The sequence below is a fragment of the Pseudoalteromonas sp. Z1A6 genome (assembly GCF_011378745.1).
Taxonomy (GTDB): domain Bacteria; phylum Pseudomonadota; class Gammaproteobacteria; order Enterobacterales; family Alteromonadaceae; genus Pseudoalteromonas; species Pseudoalteromonas arctica.
The window spans coordinates 1-18113 of the sequence record NZ_WTKW01000043.1; the positions used below are offsets into that span (position 1 = coordinate 1).

The window sequence follows — 18113 nt, forward strand, 5'->3', positions numbered from 1 at the left end:
ATATAAGCAGATTGGTATTAAAGAGATTTAAAATGAATAAAATTATTATTGGGTTTGCTTTTGCTATTTCATCATTTGGCGCATTTGCACAAAGCGCTGATGGTTGGCCAGAAGGCGGTGCAATGCACACCGGCAATACTTATAATTTAGAGGGTAATAGATACAAAACTAAAATCAGTAAAATGATGGATGAAATTTACGCGCAACTAACTGATGATTACCAAGTTGATGCAGTTAAAGCGCAAATATCAGCATGGGAGCAGTATATAGATGCTACATGTAATGTTGTTGGAGTAGCAACAGGTGCTGGTGGCTCGTGGCCCTCAACGTATAGTGTTAAATGCGAAAGAAGCCTAAGTTATGATAGATACTTTGCGACTATAAATGCGCTAAAGTGTGTTAATAAATTGAGCAAAGAAGAGTTTGTAGGGCGTAGCGAAAAGTTAAATTGTTTAATTCAAACATTAAATATAAAAATATTTTAAGACCTACATAGCGCTACAGCTAAATTATACAGTTAGCTGTAGCATTTTAGGCTTATAGCAACTCAATACTTACTGTTGCGCCTTTTTCGATATTGCCGCTTTGTGCTGGCACTACAATTAAGCAGTTAGCTTTACTAAGCGACGAAAGTACACCCGAGCCCTGTTTATTAAACGGGGCAACCATCAAGTCACCTTGCTTGTTAATTGTTGCTGTACCGCGTTGAAAGTCGGCTCTTCCTGGGCGCTTTTTAATAACGGATGTAGTAACAGCGTTAAAACGCATTTTAGGGTTTACTTCACCAAGACCCGACAGCTTTTGCAGTGCCGGCTCTACTAACTGATTAAACGTAACTGCAGCCGACACAGGGTTACCTGGCAAGCCAAAAAAGTAACTGTTAGCTAGTTTACCAAAGGCAAAAGGTTTGCCTGGTTTCATGGCTATTTTCCAAAAGTGAATTTCGCCAATTTCGTTGAGCACTTCTTTAGTAAAGTCAGCTTCACCAACCGATACACCGCCTGAGCTTATTACAGCATCGGCAAGTTCATTCGCTTTTAAAAATGCATTAGTGATGAGTTCTTTGTCATCAGGGATAATTCCTAAATCAAGCACGTCTATATTTTTTTGTTGCAGCGCACTAATAATAACAGCGCGGTTACTTTCAAAAATAGCGCCTTGCTTAAGAGGCTGACCAGGTTCTATTAGCTCATCGCCTGTAGAAAGCACGGCTATTTTTAGGGTTCTTACCACGTCTATATTGGCAATTCCTAAAGATGCAAGTAGCCCCACATCAACGGCTTTTAATTTATCGCCTGCTTTTAAAATAACATCGTCAATTGCAATATCTTCGCCAGCAAAACGCACGTTTTCATTTACTTCAGGTTGCGCAGTAAATGTAATTTTGTCGCCATCAACCGAGGCGTTTTCTTGCATTACAACGCCATTAGCGCCAGGTGCAATGGCGGCGCCGGTCATTATTCTTACGCATTGCCCTGGGGTAAGCGTTTCTTCAAAAACTTGCCCTGCAAACACGCTACCTACTTGTGTATAGGTTAAGCTTTTATCTGAAATACATAGCGCATAGCCATCCATTGCGGAGTTGTTATGAGCTGGTACGTTTATAGTTGATTTAACATCGCTTGCTAAAACGCGATCAACGCTTTGCATTATAGTGATGGTTTCAACGTCTTTAACAGGCGTTATTGAGCCAAGTATATTTTGTATTGCAGTTTCAATTGGCAATAAACCGGGTGCATTGCAAACATCGTTCATATATATTGCTTACTTAAATCATTTTATTTTGAAACAATACTTATAATGTCAAAGCTTTACAATACATGGTTGGGTTATTTTTTGCTTATAGCATGCATGCTTTCGTGCGGCGTAAACGCAAAAGAAACGCTGCAAGTAGCCGTAGCGAGTAATTTTAAAACTGTATTGCAAACCCTACTAAAAAAATCCCCATTACCTAATGTTGACGTGAAAATATCAGCCGCTTCTAGCGGTGTTTTATATTCGCAAATAGTGCATGGTGCGCCATTTGATGTGTTTTTATCGGCTGACGATTTTCGACCGCAATCACTTATTAAAGAAGGCTATGCCGAGCAAAGTAGCTTAATCACTTACGCGTTAGGCGAACTTGCTTTGTGGCAACCCAAAGCTGAAAAAGTAAATGATAAAGTAGCCATTGCTAATCCGCGTTTTTCACCATACGGGCGTGCCTCAGAGCACTACGCGAATAACCATTTTAAAAAGCCAGTAAATTATGTGTACGGTAATAATATTACGCATGCATTTCAGTTTGTGCAAAGTGGTAATGTAGGAATAGGGCTGGTGGCTGTTTCATCACTAAAGGCAGCTTACAGTAACACGCAAGATCAAAAATATTTAGATTACACCGTGCTGCCTACAAATCAATATCCCGATATAATTCAACAAGGCGTTATTATTAAGTCGACTAAAAAGCGTGCTAGCGCTAAGCAACTCATGCAATTTTTAATGACGCAGGCTACGCAGCAGCAGTTAATTGAATTAGGTTACAGAATAAAGGACAACAATGCTTCAAAGTGATTTAACCGCGCTGTGGTTAACTATAAAACTTGCCTTTATAACCGCAGTGCTCCTTCTTGTTTTTTGTATTCCACTGGCTTACAAGCTCGCTGGCTATAACGGTAAATTTAAACCATTTTTAGAGGCATTAATTGCAATGCCTTTAGTGCTGCCGCCTACGTTATTAGGGTTTTACTTACTTGTTTTGTTTTCGCCTGATCACGCTTTTGGGCAGTTTTGGTTTTGGCTAACGGGTACTCAGCTTGCGTTTAGTTTTCAGGGCGTGGTTATTGGCTCGCTTTTTTATTCGCTGCCTTTTGTAATGCAGCCTCTTGTGGCTGGGTTTAAGCATATTAATCAAACCTATAACGAAGCAGCCATTGCGCTTGGGTTAAGCCCGTTTAAACGCTTTGTGCATTTAATTATTCCGCTTTTAAAACCCAGTATTGGTAGCGCATTTGCTTTAGGCTTTGCGCACACATTGGGTGAGTTTGGTTTGGTATTAATGATTGGCGGCAATATTCAGGGGCAAACACAGGTGGTGTCTATTGCGCTTTATGACCATGTTGAATCGTTAAATTATACGGCGGCGCATCAGCTTTCACTTATTTTACTGGCTATTTCGTTTGCCTGTTTAGTGCTGTTATTTAAGTTTAATAAAAGCATTGTAGGGGTTAAGCAATAACATGATTAAGTTAAGCCTTTTTAAAGCACTCAATAATTTTGATTTAGATATAAACCTTGAGCTTGAGTCGTTTAATGTATTGGGTGTTTACGGGCCTTCTGGCTCGGGTAAGTCAACATTACTGCGTTGTATTAGCGGTTTAGAGCCTGCAAAAAGTGTTTATGTAAACAATCAGGCAGTGCATGAGTTACCAAGCGATAAACGCGGTATTACGCTTCAGTTGCAATCGTGCCCGTTGTTTCCTCATTTAGATGTGGCAGGTAATTTAGCGTTTACACAAAAACACTGCGGGAATAAGCAAACCAGCTTAACGATAGAATACGTTGTTAAAACACTTGAATTACAAGACTTACTAAACCGTGACGTACAAAGCTTATCGGGTGGCGAACGCCAACGTGTAGTATTTGCGCGTACGCTGTTAGCAGGTCAAAAATTTATAATGCTTGATGAGCCTTTTAGTGCACTTGATTGGTCATTGCGTTTTAAAACGCTCACTAAACTTAGCGAGTTTGCAGTTAAGTTTAATATTAAATTTATAATAGTAAGTCACTCATTAAAAGAGCTGCTATTTTGCTGCGATACCCTTATTCAGCTTGATAAAGGTAAGGTGATAAACCAAGGTGCGAGTGCGCACGTTGCAAAAGCTATTTATGCAAACGATAGGCAAACACCGCTGAGCTTAATTAATTACGATGTGGTTAAATTTGATGAAAACTACGGGCTATATCAATTGCAATTACAGCAAAGTGAGCAGCCGCTTTTTGTGCTTCCTGAACTTGTAGATAGCAGTAATAAGCTAATTATAGAAAGTGAGCAAATGTCGTTTAGTGCGTTAAAACCTGAGCAAACAACGCACAGTAATGTTTTAATGTCGGTATTAACTCAGGCTGAGCTTATTAATAATAAGTGGCAGTTAACGCTTAATGTAGATGGGCAAACTTTGTATTGCTTGGCTTCAAGACGAGTGTGGGACAAAAACGACTTTAAAGTGGGCGATGTGTTTTATACAACAATCAGTAATCTAGAATAACTAAATGCTGCACACCGCACATTGACTGTTTTTAGCTATTTTAAAACGATTAAACTCCATGCTTAAGCCATCCACCAGCAGTAAGTGCTCGCTTAAACCACTTGGCAAACCAGCAAGCATTTTTAGCGCTTCAGTAGCCTGAATACTGCCTATTAGCCCCACAATTGGGGAAAGCACGCCGGATTCAGAGCAGCTTTGTGTTTGTTCACTAAAAAATTGTGATAAACAGCCATAACAATGGCTGTTTTCATCCATAGTAAAACACGCGACTTGTCCTTCCATACGTATTGCAGAGCCTGACACTAGCGGAACTTTAGCTTTAAAACAGGCGCTATTAAGTGCATTGCGCGTTGCTAGGTTATCTGAGCAATCAATCACTATATCAATGTTATTAAATAATTGTTCTGTAGAGGTACTTGTATCAAAAAATTCCTCAATGGTGTTTATGTCTATTTCACTATTAAGCGCGTTAAGCTGTTTTTTAGCAGCACTGCATTTTGAACTACCAATATCACTTTCTTTATACAGTATTTGCCTTTGCAGGTTGGTCACGTCTATTTCATCGTTATCAACTAAGGTAAGCGTCCCAACGCCAGATGCCGCTAAGTATTGACCTACCGCACACCCAAGCCCACCCACACCAATAATTAAAGCATGCGATTGCCATAGCTGCTCTTGTCCGTCTATATCAAGCTGCGGCAGCATAATGTGCCGAGAATAGCGCAGTTGCTGCTGGTAAGTTAATGGTGGCTTTTGCATTTTTAAAATCTCAACCTTTTTTTGAACAATACCAAGTTGTTAAATCCAAGAGCAAGTAGTAACGCTTTTTATTTGCACTCTAACAACCCAGAGCCCTTCACTCATATAGTGCAACTATAACGTATAAAAACAACTGTTGCATGTAACTATCTGAAATTTATGGTTTTTAATTAGTGGCTCAGTAATTGCTATATCGGGTTAACTTAAATTTAACAAACATTGGGCTGCTACTCATATAAAAGGGTGGGGCATTAATAAAACAATAATACGTTTACGAGGAAAATAAACATGCAACCGAGTTCTGGGTTTAACCTAATATCGTTTAGCGGAAAAATGAAAGTATTGCATCTAAGTTGGATGGTCTTTTTTGTGTCATTTTTTGTATGGTTTAACCATGCTCCTTTATTAGGTGCCATAGCGGGTTCACTTGGGATCACCATGGCACAAGTTAAAACATTACTAATTTTAAATGTAGCGTTAACTATTCCAGCGCGTGTTGTGGTGGGTATGCTAACCGATAAATTTGGTCCCCGTATTGTTTATGCGGCACTACTTATTAGCTGTAGTATTCCATGTTTTATGTTTGCTATGGCAACTACATTTGAGCAAGCCGCAATAGCGCGCTTTGCTTTAGGCTTTATTGGTGCTGGCTTTGTTGTGGGCATTCGTATGGTGAGTGAATGGTTTCCTGCTAATGAGTTGGGTATAGCGGAAGGTATTTATGGCGGTTGGGGTAATTTTGGATCAGCAGCAGCGGCTATGTTATTGCCAATTATTGCACTAATGTTTGGTGGCGAAGATGGTTGGCGTTATGCAGTAGGTTTAACCGGTGTATTAAGCGTTATATTTGGTATTATTTGGTACCTAAATGTAACCGATACACCAAAAGGCGGTACATACTTTAAACCTAAAAAAGTAGGCGCAATGGAAGTAACCAGTAAAGGCGACTTTGTATTACTGCTTATTATGAAAATTCCTATGTACGGCGCATTAGCATTACTTACTTGGAAGCTTTCACCAACTGGTGCTAACCTAATTTCGGCTAATTTTGTACTTGCCGTGTATGCTTTTTTAGTTCTGCTTTATATTTACGAAGTGTATAAAACCTTTGACGTAAATGGTCATATTTTTAAAGAGCCTGTACCCGAGTCGCATCGTTATGAGTTTAAGCAAGTAGCTGTTTTAAATATTTTATATTTTACAACCTTTGGTTCTGAGCTTGCGGTTGTCTCTATGTTGCCGCTGTTTTTTATGGATGTGTTTGCGCTTGATATGGTGTATGCCGGTATTTTAGCCTCTGCTTACGCATTCATGAACTTAGCATCTCGCCCTGGTGGCGGTTGGATTTCAGATAAATTAGGTCGTCGTATTACCCTTATTGTACTTACAATGGGTCTTGCTGTTGGTTATTTTGTAATGGGCTTAGTTGATGCATCTTGGCCTTTATGGCTTGCAGTTGTTGCAGCTATGGCATGTTCGTTCTTTGTGCAAGCTGGTGAAGGCGCTGTATTTGCCGCAGTACCACTAATTAAGCGTCGTTTAACTGGGCAAATAGCTGGAATGACAGGTGCTTACGGTAATGTTGGTGCAGTAGTGTACTTAACGGCATTATCACTTGTTGATTATCAAACCTTCTTTTTCATTATTGCGGGTAGTGCATTACTTGGCTTAGGCGCACTGTTTTTTATGAAAGAACCAGACGGACACATTACCGAAGTAAATGAAGACGGCACCGTTGAACTTATTTCAGTGACTTAAGGCATTATTGACTATGTTTGATGAAACACACCAAGCTAAAGCGCTTGAAAATGAACTCAACGTTTCATTTGGCGGGCACAGCGCTAAAGGGTTAAAAGCAGAAAACCAAGATGCGTTTGCTGCTCTTAATACCAAAGCGCAAGAAAAAGAGTCTAAAGGCGTTATTGCCTGCTTAGCCGATGGGTGTTCATCAGCAAAAAATGCTAAACAAGCGTCTCAACTTTCGGTTACTCATTTTATAAATGAGTATTTAAATACCCCCGAAAGTTGGGCGGTTAAAAAGTCAGTGTCGAAGGTGTTAGCAAGTTTAAATCAGTGGCTTTATTCGCAATCAGTTAATTACAATCACTTAGGTCAGCGCCAAGCCGATTGGATGACGACTTTTACAGCACTTATTTTAAAGTCGGCAACGGGTTATATATTTCACTTAGGTGATACGCGTATTACTCGCTTGCGAGGAAATAAAATAGAGGCAATAACACGGGATCACAAAGTAAACGATACGCTAACGCGTGCACTTGGCGCACAACTTCATCAAGAAATAGATGTATACGAAGTTGACCTAAAAGCAGACGATATTTATATATTAACCTGCGATGGCGTACACGATGTGCTCCCACGTAGTGATATAGCTAAATTAATTAATGAACACGTTAATTTGGAGCACACTAATTTAGAAAATGCGGCTAAAGCAATTACCGAACTTGCATTAGCGCGAGGTAGTGACGACAACGTAAGTTGTTTGCTTGTAAAAGTAGAAAATATTGCCGAGCAAAAGTTAGATGAGCTTTATCATTCGCTAACACGACGAAAAATTCCACCTGCGCTTAATGTTGGACAAAAAATTGATGGCTACACGGTTATCCGTAAATTGCATGCCAGTAGTCGCTCGCATATTTATTTAGTGCAACAAGCGCCCGATATACCGCCAGTGGTTTTAAAAGCACCTTCGGTTAATTTTGAAGATGATGTGCACTACCTTCAAGGCTTTATAAGAGAAGGCTGGGTAGGGCAACGCATAAACCACCTTAACGTGATGAAAGTACTAAGCACGCAATCGCAGAGTCGTTTTTTGTATCATATTTGTGAGTACATGGACGGACAAACACTTAGTGATTGGAAGCACGACGTGCCGCACCCAGAAATAACCCAAGTGCGCAGTATTATTGAACAAATAGTACATGCACTAAGGGCGTTTCAGCGACTCGATATGGTACATCGTGATTTAAAACTCGATAACGTAATGATAGATGCGCACGGAAAAGTAACGCTCATTGATTACGGCACTGTAAGTGTTGCGGCTATGGACGAGTCGGTTAAGCAAATTGCGGATGATTGCCCACAAGGCACTGCCGACTACACCGCACCCGAAACACTTATTACTATGCACGCCGATTTTAAAAGTGATTTGTTTTCACTTGGCGTTATTGCATACGAGTTATTGTGCTCAAAATTGCCTTACAAACCATTGCCACTTAACCACGTAGCGCCAAAAGATTACAGCCATTGGCACTACACAAGTATTCGTAAATACAGAGCCGATATTCCGTTTTGGTTAGATCAAGCCCTTATGAAAGCGCTTGCCCCTAAACCAGAACTCAGATACCAAGCTTTTTCTGAGTTTATAAACGATATCAACAAACCTAATCCTTATTTAGAAAGTACCGCTAATAAAAGCTCAATAATGAAACGCGATCCAGTTATGGTGTGGAAATGTATTTCGCTGTGTTTATTTATTGCTTTGGTATGTGTATTAATAATTAAAACGTAGAGAACCAAAATGCTTAACTATAAGAACAACTTACCTATTATTTTTATACTGGGTTGCTTCACTGCGCCTTCAATAAGCTTTGCTGCGCAAACGGATCTTGATTTTAGACTGCGTTTTGAAAGCGTTGATCAAAACAATGCTTTAAAAGATGCAAGCGGCTTAACACTTAGAACCCGCTTAACGCATCAAACAGACGAGGTGAATGGTTTTTCAGCCCTTATTGAAGTAGAAGATACTCGCAGCCTATTAGGCGTAGATGATTACAATAATACGGTGGGAAAAAACACTAATTACTCTGTTATTGCAGACCCAGAAAACACTGAGATTGACCAAGGTTTTGTTAAATATGCCCGCGATGGTCTATCGCTAAAAGTAGGACGCCAAGTAATAGCCCTTGATGGGCAGCGTTTTGTTGGGCACGTAGGTTGGCGCCAAGACAGACAAACCTTTGATGCAGCAACCATTAATTACGCATTTAATAACATAGATTTACAATACAGTTATTTAAATAAGCGTAACCGCATATTTGCTGACGATAAAGACATTAAATCGTCCGATCATCTTATTAATGCAAGCTTTAAAACAGACTACGGTAAAGTGGTTTTATACAGTTACTTATTAAGTGACGATGCACTACAAGACGACAGTTTAGACACTTATGGCGTCTCTTTTAACGGTAATAAAACCCTAAACGACATAAAATTTTATTACAAAGCGGAGTATGCAACGCAGTCTGCGTCAACAAGCGTGAGTGATTTTGATGCCGATTACTATGCACTTGAAGGCGCTGTTGATTTAAATGGTTTGGGTATAAAAACAGTAACATTAAAAGTTGGCATAGAGTCACTTGGCTCTGATAATGGCGATTACGGGTTTGCAACACCACTTGCCACGTTACATAAATTTAATGGTTGGGCAGATACGTTTTTAAATACACCCGCACAAGGCTTGGACGACACTTACATAAGCTTAAATGGTAAAGCGTTTGACGGAAAATGGTTGGTGGCTTATCACAGTTTTGATGCTAATGAGCAATCAAATGGGGTTGACGATTTAGGCAGTGAGCTAAACGTACAATACGTTAAACCTATTAATAAACAATACGCAGTGGGTGTTAAATACGCTGATTACTCAGCGGGCGATACCGCTGCTAATAAAGTCGATACTCAAAAATTATGGGTATGGATGAGCGCTAAATTTTAACCCTCACTATCTTCTAAAATCCTCTTGTAATTTATAGCGACACAAGATGGTGCAGTTGCACCATCTTGTGGGGCTTTACGCTTTTCACCTCTGCACCAATGTAGGCAACTTACTGATTTTAAATGCTTATATATTTGGCTTACATATTGCTATAACAAACCTATAACAAATCATTCGATTTCAATTTTAGTCAATTACTAAAGTAGATATCATTTTAAGGTGAGTAAATGCTAAGTAAGCAGCGTGTTGTAGTAGTAGGAAACGGAATGGTGGGGCACCATTTTGTGCAGCAGCTGGTTTCTCAAAATCAAGCTGATGAGCAATTTGAAATTACGGTATTAAGCGGTGAAGACCGTTTAGCGTATGACCGCGTGCAATTATCGTCTTTTTTTAAAGGTAAAACCGCAGACGACCTCGCACTTACATGCAATAAAACCTATGACGATTGGCAAGTACGCTTTCATACTCATTCTAAAGTGGTTGACATAAATCGTGATGCGCAAACTGTAACGACCGCTAAAGGGGAGTCGTTTGAATACGACAAGCTTGTGCTTGCTACAGGTTCATTTCCATTTGTACCTCCTATACCGGGTAAAGATCGTGAGCATTGCCTTGTTTATCGGACCATTAACGATTTACACGCAATAAAAAACTCAGCCCACGGTAGTAAAGTAGGCGTGGTAATTGGTGGCGGTTTACTGGGTCTTGAGGCTGCAAACGCATTAAAGCAATTGGGTTTACAGACTCACGTAATAGAATTTGCACCGCAACTTATGGGCGTACAAGTTGATGCGGGTGGCGGTCGGCTACTAAAAAACAAAATTACAGATTTAGGCGTTACTGTGCATACATCGGTAGCAACTGAGGAGATAGTAGAGGGTGAGAACTGCCGTTACAAAATGTGTTTTAAGGGCGGTAAAACCCTTGAAACCGATATGATTGTATTCTCAGCAGGTATTCGCCCTTATGATAATTTAGCCCGCGAGTTTAATTTAGAGTTAGGCGAGCGCGGCGGTATTGTAATTAATAACCACTGCCAAACGAGCGATAAAAACATATACGCAATTGGTGAATGTGCACTGTGGAATAATTTTATTTTTGGCTTAGTGGCACCCGGTTACGCCATGGCTAAAATTGCAGTTGGGCATATTTTACAACAGACCCAGCAAGGTTCCTTGCAAAGTAATGGCTTAGACAATAAAGCCGATGAGTTCAGTGGTGCCGATATGAGCACCAAGCTTAAATTAATGGGTGTTGAAGTGGGCTCTATTGGCGATGCACATGCACGCAGCGAAGGCGCAATAAGCTATTACTTTGAAGACCAACCCAATGGCATTTATAAAAAAGTAGTCACTAATTCACAAAGTAATAAACTGATTGGCGCCGTGCTTGTTGGCGATACCAGCGATTACGATAATTTACTGCAATATCATTTAAACGACATTGAACTTACCACCGCCCCCGAAGCGCTCATTATGCCCCTTGCCGGCGATATCGCAGAGCTAAGCGCCGACGACTTGCCTGATGACGCTATTATTTGCGCTTGTCATAAAGTAACTAAACACACCATTGAACAAACAGTCGCTAAAGGCTTTATAGACCTAGCAAGTGTGCAGCAAAGCACCAAAGCCAGTACAGGCTGTGGAGGTTGTGAAAAGCTCGTTCAAAACGTAATAAACAGCGCACTCGCTAAAGCAAGTAACACTATTAACGTAGTTACTCTTAATGAGCCTGTTAAACAGCCCGCATAAATTAAAGCACACTAAAAGAGAGCAGTATGGCAACCGTAAACACGTCACCAACTATAAATAAAACGAGTTTAAAACAAACAACATGTGCTTACTGTGGTGTAGGGTGTGGTGTTGATATTTCACTTTTTAATAATGTGCCAACTAAGCTTGAAGGCATGCGAGAGCACCCCGCAAACTTTGGTCGTTTATGTGTAAAAGGCACCCATTTGCTCGACACCACAGGCAGTGATAATCGCTTAATGTCGCCCCTCATTAATAATAAAGCAGCCACGTGGGATGAAGCCACCGACCATGTTGCCAATAAATTTAACGACATAATACAAAAGCACGGACCCGATGCGGTGGCTTTTTATGTGTCAGGGCAGTTACTTACTGAAGATTACTACATCGCTAATAAATTAATGAAAGGCTACATAGGCTCAGGCAATATTGATACAAATTCGCGCCTGTGTATGTCGTCTGCTGTGGCAGGTTATAAACGGGCTTTTGGTGAAGACGTAGTGCCGTGTACCTACGAGGATTTAGAGCAAACTGAGCTGCTTATTTTAATTGGCTCTAATGCAGCGTGGACTCATCCGGTTTTGTATCAGCGAATGGAGCGTGCAAAGCAACTTAACCCAAATATGAAAGTGGTGGTTATTGATCCGCGTAAAACTGACACAGCTGAGCTTGCCGACACATTTTTAAATATAAAACCAGGCAGTGACGCCGCACTTTATAACGGTTTACTTAATTATTTACATGAGCATAACCACCTCGATACGCAATTTATTGATCAGCACACAAACGGCTTTGAAAGCGCACTGCAAGAGGCAACAAAATGGAGTTGTGAGGCAGTTAGCGATTTTTGCGATATAGCAATTGAGCAAGTAACTGAGTTTTACGCGCTATTTGCTAACAGCCCAAGTGCGATTAGCTTTTACTCAATGGGTATAAATCAATCAAGTTCGGGTGTAGATAAATGCAACGCTATTATTAATGCGCATTTAGCCTCAGGTAAATTACTTAAACCAGGCAACGGTCCGTTTTCGATTACGGGGCAACCCAATGCGATGGGCGGGCGCGAAGTAGGTGGTTTGGCTAATCAGTTAGCGGCGCATTTAGATATTGAAAACGAAGCACATCAATCACTTGTACAACGCTTTTGGCTCTCGCCAACTATCGCTACAAAAGCAGGCAGCAATGCCATCGATATGTTTGATGAAATAGCCGCAGGCAAAATAAAAGCAGTGTGGATAATGGCAACAAATCCAATGGTGAGTTTGCCCAATAACGCCGCTATTAAAAAAGCATTAGAGACCTGCGAGCTGGTGGTTGTATCTGACTGTATTGCAAAAAGTGATACGTTAAAATTTGCCGATGTTGCTTTTCCATCAACCGGATGGGGTGAAAAAAACGGCACAGTAACTAACTCAGAGCGCAGAATATCAAGGCAACGCCCGTTAGTAGCGCCTTATTCGGGAGCTAAAAACGATTGGCAAATTATGTGCGATGTTGCTAAAAAAATGGGCTTTGAAGGGTTTGACTTTACAGACCCTAGTGGCATTTTTGAAGAATGGGCACAATTAACCGACTTTGAAAATAACGGCAGCCGATTATTAAATCTCTCTGGTTTAGTTGGGCTCACACAAAATCAGTATGATAATTTAAAACCCATTATGTGGCCTGTTGTTAAAAATCAGCCTTATAAAAATGGTCAGGTTTTTACAAATAACCAATTTAGCACCGCTGATAAAAAAGCACGCTTTATAGCCATAACGCCGCAATTACCGGTGCAAAAAACATCAAGTGATTACCCGTTTGTAATGAACTCAGGACGTATACGCGACCAATGGCATACCATGAGCCGCACGGGTAAAAGCACTGCGCTTTCATCGCATATTACACGGCCGTACATTGAAATTAATCCGCTTGATGCCAGTAAATTAGCAATTAAGCAAAACGATTTAATAAGTGCGATTGCCCAAACAGGGCAGGTTACCGCGCATGCAAAAGTAACCGATTCGGTGCGAAAAGGTGAATGCTTTATGCCTATTCATTGGAATAAGCAATTTGCATCGTCAGCAACAGTAAGTGGGTTGTATCAATCGGTAGTTGACCCTCTATCTGGTCAGGCTGAGTGCAAACACGGCGCTGTTAATATAGTTAAAGCACCCTTTGTGCAATATATGCAGCTGTTTGCTAAAAACGAACTTGTTATAGACAGTGATTTTTGGCTCAAAGTTAATGCAAGCAATTGCTTTAATTACCAATTGGCGCTTAATGAGCCACAAAGTGATTTACTGTATTACTGCCAAACCTTAACTGGTTTACAAGGGCAGTGGTCGGCTATGAATACGGCAAAAGCCATGCACGTGCAATGTATTCAAAACGATCAATTAGCGTTTGTTGGTGTTATTTCTAACGAGCAAAAAGAAATATCACTTGAGTGGATAAATCATCTATTTGCAGAGCCGTTACTGACTTTTACACAGTTACAGTCACTACTTTATGCAACTCCCGATGAAGAATTTACCCAAGGTGCACAAGTGTGTAGCTGCTTTAAAGTAAGAGAGCAGCCAATTATAAACGCCATTAAAAACGGTGCAAACACAGTCGAGCAATTGGGGTCTGAACTTAAATGTGGAACGAACTGTGGTTCGTGTAAAACGCAATTAAGCCAATTAATAAAACAACATTACAAAGCAGGTTCTAGCAGCATTGATGTTGCGGTTGTAATGTAAAGAAAAAAGGAAGCATATGCTTAATGATCAATTTGGTCGGCAGTTTAACTATTTGCGCCTCTCAATAACCGATGTATGTAATTTTAGTTGTAGTTATTGTTTACCAAACGGGTATCAGTGCGATACACCACGTAATTTTTTAAATAAAAACGAAATTAGCACCTTAGTAAATGCGTTTGCAGAGCTAGGTACTAAAAAAGTGCGCATTACAGGTGGCGAACCGTGCTTGCGAAACGACGTAACCGAAATTATAAAGCTCTGTAAAAATACGCCAGGCATAGAAAAAGTAGCCATGACTACCAATGGGTTTAATTTATTAAAGAAAATTGATGAATTTGCTGAAGCAGGGCTCGATGCGCTTAATGTAAGTATTGATAGTTTAAATCCGAGTATGTTTAAACTCATAACAGGGCACGACAAACTTAACCTTATTTTAAAAGGGATTGAACGCGCGGTAGAGCTGGGCATAAAAGATATAAAAATAAATGCAGTGCTTGCTAAGCAGTTTAATAAAAACCAATTGAAGGATTTTTTAGCGTGGGTAAAACACCACAAAGTTACGGTGCGCTTTATAGAGTTAATGGAAACAGGTGACGGCGCCACCTTTTTTGAAGAGAACCACTTAAGTGGGCAAACGGTTAAAGCCCAATTACTCGACCAAGGTTGGTTACAAGTAGTTAGAGGGAAATTAAACGGACCCGCTGAGGAATTTTGTCATCCCGATTACGATGGTCGTATTGGTTTAATAATGCCGTACAGTAAAGATTTTTGTAAAAGTTGTAATCGCTTAAGGGTGTCGGCGCTGGGTAAATTACACTTATGCTTGTTTGCCGAGCAAGGTATAGATTTACGAGAACTACTAAATGAGGACGATACTGCAGCGACCGTAAAGGCTATTCAAGCTGCTATGGGCAATAAAGAAATAAGCCATGAACTTGATAAACGCTTAACAGGTGCGACAACTCACTTAGCCATGTTAGGTGGCTAATATGGCAGCTTATATAAAATCTAATATGAAAGTTAAGCCAGATTTTACAGGCGTTGTGCTGGCTGGTGGTAAGTCATCAAGAATGGGCACAGATAAAGCCGATTTAGTTTTAAAAAATAAAACGCTATTACAAAATGCGTGTGATTTATTAAAAGATGCAGGCGCTAAAAATATACTTATTAGCCGTAATGTTACAAATTCAGCCAAGTCATCGAGCCATTACTCGCCGAGCGATTATCCTTCAGAAAAGTACGTTAAAGATATATACCCAAACAGTGGACCCCTTGGCGGAATTTACTCAACATTAATAGCCACCGATCACGATTTACTTATTACTGCGGTAGATATGCCACTGCTTACAAGTAGTTTGTTAAGCACAATAGTGCTGGCTTCTCAGTCAAATAACGTACAAAGTGTGAGCAATCAATTAAATCAGTCACAAATACATGCTTGGCACTTTGAAAATGAACCGCTACCGCTGTATATTCGTAATACAAGCAGTGTAAAAAATCATTTAAAACACATACTCACAAACGCAAACAGTCATAAATCAATAAAACAGTTTACCCAAAGTATTGGTGTGCAAACGCTTTTATGTAATAAAGCGCATGCATTAATAAACACCAATACACCGGCGCAATTTAAAGCTGTAAATGAGCATTTTGACCAAAGCATTAATCAATTAAGAAGAACATTATGAGCCACACAAGCGATACACAAATACCTTTAAACATTGCCGTACTTACAGTAAGCGACACGCGCGATGCGATTACCGATACTTCTGGTCATTACTTAATTAAAGCGCTAACTGAGGCGGGTCATCACTTAGCGGATAAAGAAATTGTAAAAGATGATGTTTACCAAATGCGCGCTATTGCATCGCAGTGGATAGCCGACGACACCATTCACGCTATTTTAGTGACTGGTGGTACAGGATTTACCGAACGTGATTCAACACCTGAGGCATTTGCGCCGCTGTTTGATAAAAGCGTAGACGGCTTTGGTGAGCTATTTAGACATATATCGTACGGTGAAATTGGTAACTCAACTATTCAATCTCGTGCACTTGCAGGACTTGCTAACAACACCGTTATTTTTTGTATGCCAGGCTCTACAGGCGCATGTAAAACAGCGTGGACAGGCATTATAAAAGATCAACTTAACTCAATGCATAAACCGTGTAACTTTGTACCGCACATTACCATTGGTAAAAAGTGTGAATCGCGTGAGCAATAGTATGTTAAGCCACGTAGACGAAAACGGTCAAGCTAATATGGTTGATGTATCGCTCAAAGACGTTACCTTGCGCGATGCCTCAGCTGAAGCATTTATTAGCATGAGCAAGCTTGCTTTTGAGCAAGTAATGCTTAATCAAAACAAAAAGGGTGATGTGTTAGGCGTGGCACGTATTGCGGGTATTCAAGGCGCTAAAAAGTGCGCTGATTTAATCCCGCTTTGTCATCCGCTTGCACTTACTAAAGTCGCTGTTGATTTTGAACTTGATGAAGCAAACAGCCAAATTAAAATAACCAGCTACTGCAAACTTGCCGGTAAAACCGGGGTCGAAATGGAAGCGCTAACGGCGGTATCTGTGGCTAGCCTTACTTTGTTTGATATGTGTAAAGCAGCCGACCCACTAATGGAAATTAGCGGCATGCGCGTTACTCAAAAAGCTGGGGGCAAAAATGGCAGTTGGCAGCGAGATTAATCCTATAGCTAGCGCCGGAAAAGTAGAGTTATTGTTTTTTGGGCAACTAAAAGAGCGGTTAAAGTGCAGTAAATTAAGCCTTGAGATTGAGCAGCCGCTTAGTATTTCAGAGCTTAAATTAAGATTAGTTAGCCAATACCCGCATTGGCAACCGTGGCTTGAGGAGCGTGAGCTACTTGCAGCGCTTAACCAAACTATGTCATCAAGCGACGAAATAGTGAAAGCAGGGGATGAGCTTGCCTTTTTCCCGCCGGTTACAGGTGGCTAATGAGCATACATATTCAAGTACAAACCAATGATTTTAATGTAGGTGACGAGCACAATACGCTTTGTAGTAATAACAAAAGCGATGGCGCTGTTGTCACCTTTACAGGTTTGGTAAGAGAGTTCAGCAGTGGCGATAACGTTACTGCACTTGAGCTTGAGCACTACCCTGGTATGACCGAGCAACTTCTTCAATCTATTGCAGAGCAAGCACAAACTCGCTGGCAACTGGCGAGAATATGCATTATTCATCGCGTTGGTTACTTAGCACTTGGCGAGCAAATTGTATTTGTAGGCGTGACCAGCCGCCATCGACAAGCCGCGTTCGAAGGCGCACAATTTATAATGGATTATTTAAAAAACCACGCCACGTTTTGGAAAAAAGAGCACTTTAAAGACTCATCAAACTGGGTTGAGTTTAAACAAAGTGACAAACAAGCGCTGGGCAAATGGGAAGGGTGATAAAAATATTTAATTATTTACGTTCAGTAAAGGCTTTACAGCTTGATAATAAATAACTTATGTAACTCTCAGTTTGCGTGTGAAGTCTGCGTTTTTCGTGTTATAAATCAGCAATATTAGATTGTTAGCTCGACCCAAGTCTGGAAGACATATGCGCACATCAAAAATGTTATACTTTACAATATTATTACTTGTTCTACTTTCAGCTTTTCTTGCTGTATGGGTATATGATTTAAAAGAAGGTAAAGATTTACTAAGCTTTACCATATCAACAGTAAGCTTTTGTATAGCCGTATTAGCTTTATTTATTACTGTTAGAACATATACATCAATTGATAGTGTAAATAACATTAGTAAAATGGAAGGTAACATTTTAGATAATGAAAATTACGTAACCTCACTTCCAGAGTTAATTAATCAGTTTAAGTCCCAAGATGAAAATACACTAGAGAAAGAAATTTTTGACTCTATTGAGCATA

17 protein-coding genes and 1 pseudogene are annotated in these 18113 nt (G+C 40.2%); 16 read left to right on the plus strand and 2 right to left on the minus strand.

Going from position 1 to position 18113, the window contains the following annotated elements:
* Positions 1-32 precede the first annotated feature (32 nt).
* Entirely contained in the window at positions 33-485 is a 453-nt protein-coding gene (locus tag GQR46_RS04650) for a DUF1311 domain-containing protein (protein ID WP_165740161.1), read from the plus strand.
* Positions 486-537: 52 nt separating this feature from the next.
* Here the strand turns inward: GQR46_RS04650 and glp are convergent, their stop codons facing one another.
* Positions 538-1755, minus strand: a complete 1218-nt coding sequence (glp, locus tag GQR46_RS04655) for a gephyrin-like molybdotransferase Glp (RefSeq protein ID WP_165740163.1) — start codon at positions 1753-1755, stop codon at positions 538-540.
* A gap of 45 nt (positions 1756-1800) precedes the next feature.
* Between glp and modA the strand changes: the two genes are divergently transcribed.
* From modA to GQR46_RS04670, 3 genes are read left to right on the plus strand one after another with little or no spacing between them, the layout of a single operon-like run.
* Positions 1801-2553, plus strand: coding sequence for a molybdate ABC transporter substrate-binding protein (gene modA, locus GQR46_RS04660; protein ID WP_197118787.1), 753 nt, complete (start codon positions 1801-1803; stop codon positions 2551-2553).
* Positions 2540-3217: a molybdate ABC transporter permease subunit gene (modB, locus tag GQR46_RS04665; RefSeq protein WP_002959821.1), complete on the plus strand. Its 678-nt coding sequence runs from the start codon at positions 2540-2542 to the stop codon at positions 3215-3217. The genes modA and modB overlap by 14 nt, the downstream gene beginning before the upstream one ends.
* A 1-nt stretch (position 3218) precedes the next feature.
* Positions 3219-4247: an ATP-binding cassette domain-containing protein gene (locus GQR46_RS04670; RefSeq protein WP_165740165.1), complete on the plus strand. Its 1029-nt coding sequence runs from the start codon at positions 3219-3221 to the stop codon at positions 4245-4247.
* Here the strand turns inward: GQR46_RS04670 and moeB are convergent, their stop codons facing one another.
* Positions 4248-5006 carry a molybdopterin-synthase adenylyltransferase MoeB gene (moeB, locus tag GQR46_RS04675; protein ID WP_165727753.1) on the minus strand — a complete coding sequence of 253 codons (759 nt, stop codon included), beginning with the start codon at positions 5004-5006 and terminating at the stop codon, positions 4248-4250.
* Between the two features lie 288 nt (positions 5007-5294).
* Here moeB and GQR46_RS04680 point away from each other — a divergent pair, with 288 nt between their 5' ends.
* From GQR46_RS04680 to GQR46_RS04735, 12 genes and pseudogenes are all read left to right on the plus strand, one after another.
* Positions 5295-6764 (plus strand): NarK family nitrate/nitrite MFS transporter, encoded by a 1470-nt coding sequence (locus GQR46_RS04680; protein ID WP_165727755.1) that lies wholly within the window; start codon positions 5295-5297, stop codon positions 6762-6764.
* A gap of 13 nt (positions 6765-6777) precedes the next feature.
* Positions 6778-8535, plus strand: coding sequence for a bifunctional protein-serine/threonine kinase/phosphatase (locus GQR46_RS04685; RefSeq protein ID WP_165740167.1), 1758 nt, complete (start codon positions 6778-6780; stop codon positions 8533-8535).
* 9 nt (positions 8536-8544) lie between these two features.
* Positions 8545-9738 carry an alginate export family protein gene (locus GQR46_RS04690; protein ID WP_165727759.1) on the plus strand — a complete coding sequence of 398 codons (1194 nt, stop codon included), beginning with the start codon at positions 8545-8547 and terminating at the stop codon, positions 9736-9738.
* A 227-nt stretch (positions 9739-9965) separates the two neighbouring features.
* Positions 9966-11489 (plus strand): FAD-dependent oxidoreductase, encoded by a 1524-nt coding sequence (locus tag GQR46_RS04695; protein WP_165727761.1) that lies wholly within the window; start codon positions 9966-9968, stop codon positions 11487-11489.
* Positions 11490-11515: 26 nt separating this feature from the next.
* Entirely contained in the window at positions 11516-14212 is a 2697-nt protein-coding gene (locus GQR46_RS04700) for a nitrate reductase (RefSeq protein ID WP_165740169.1), read from the plus strand.
* Positions 14213-14228: 16 nt separating this feature from the next.
* Complete coding sequence (gene moaA, locus GQR46_RS04705) at positions 14229-15200, plus strand: GTP 3',8-cyclase MoaA (RefSeq protein WP_165740171.1); 972 nt, start codon at positions 14229-14231, stop codon at positions 15198-15200.
* 1 nt (position 15201) lies between these two features.
* Positions 15202-15900 carry a molybdenum cofactor guanylyltransferase gene (locus GQR46_RS04710; protein ID WP_206009461.1) on the plus strand — a complete coding sequence of 233 codons (699 nt, stop codon included), beginning with the start codon at positions 15202-15204 and terminating at the stop codon, positions 15898-15900.
* The gene (gene moaB, locus GQR46_RS04715; RefSeq protein ID WP_007585240.1) at positions 15897-16436 is read left to right on the plus strand and encodes a molybdenum cofactor biosynthesis protein B; all 540 of its coding nucleotides are present in this window, start codon (positions 15897-15899) and stop codon (positions 16434-16436) included. The genes GQR46_RS04710 and moaB overlap by 4 nt, the downstream gene beginning before the upstream one ends.
* A 1-nt stretch (position 16437) precedes the next feature.
* Positions 16438-16908: a cyclic pyranopterin monophosphate synthase MoaC gene (gene moaC, locus GQR46_RS04720; RefSeq protein ID WP_007585237.1), complete on the plus strand. Its 471-nt coding sequence runs from the start codon at positions 16438-16440 to the stop codon at positions 16906-16908.
* Positions 16886-17176, plus strand: coding sequence for a MoaD/ThiS family protein (locus GQR46_RS04725; RefSeq protein ID WP_165727769.1), 291 nt, complete (start codon positions 16886-16888; stop codon positions 17174-17176). The genes moaC and GQR46_RS04725 overlap by 23 nt, the downstream gene beginning before the upstream one ends.
* Positions 17176-17634: a molybdopterin synthase catalytic subunit MoaE gene (moaE, locus tag GQR46_RS04730; protein WP_165727770.1), complete on the plus strand. Its 459-nt coding sequence runs from the start codon at positions 17176-17178 to the stop codon at positions 17632-17634. The genes GQR46_RS04725 and moaE overlap by 1 nt, the downstream gene beginning before the upstream one ends.
* Positions 17635-17785: 151 nt before the next feature.
* Positions 17786-18113: pseudogene (locus GQR46_RS04735) on the plus strand (hypothetical protein); the annotation flags it as partial.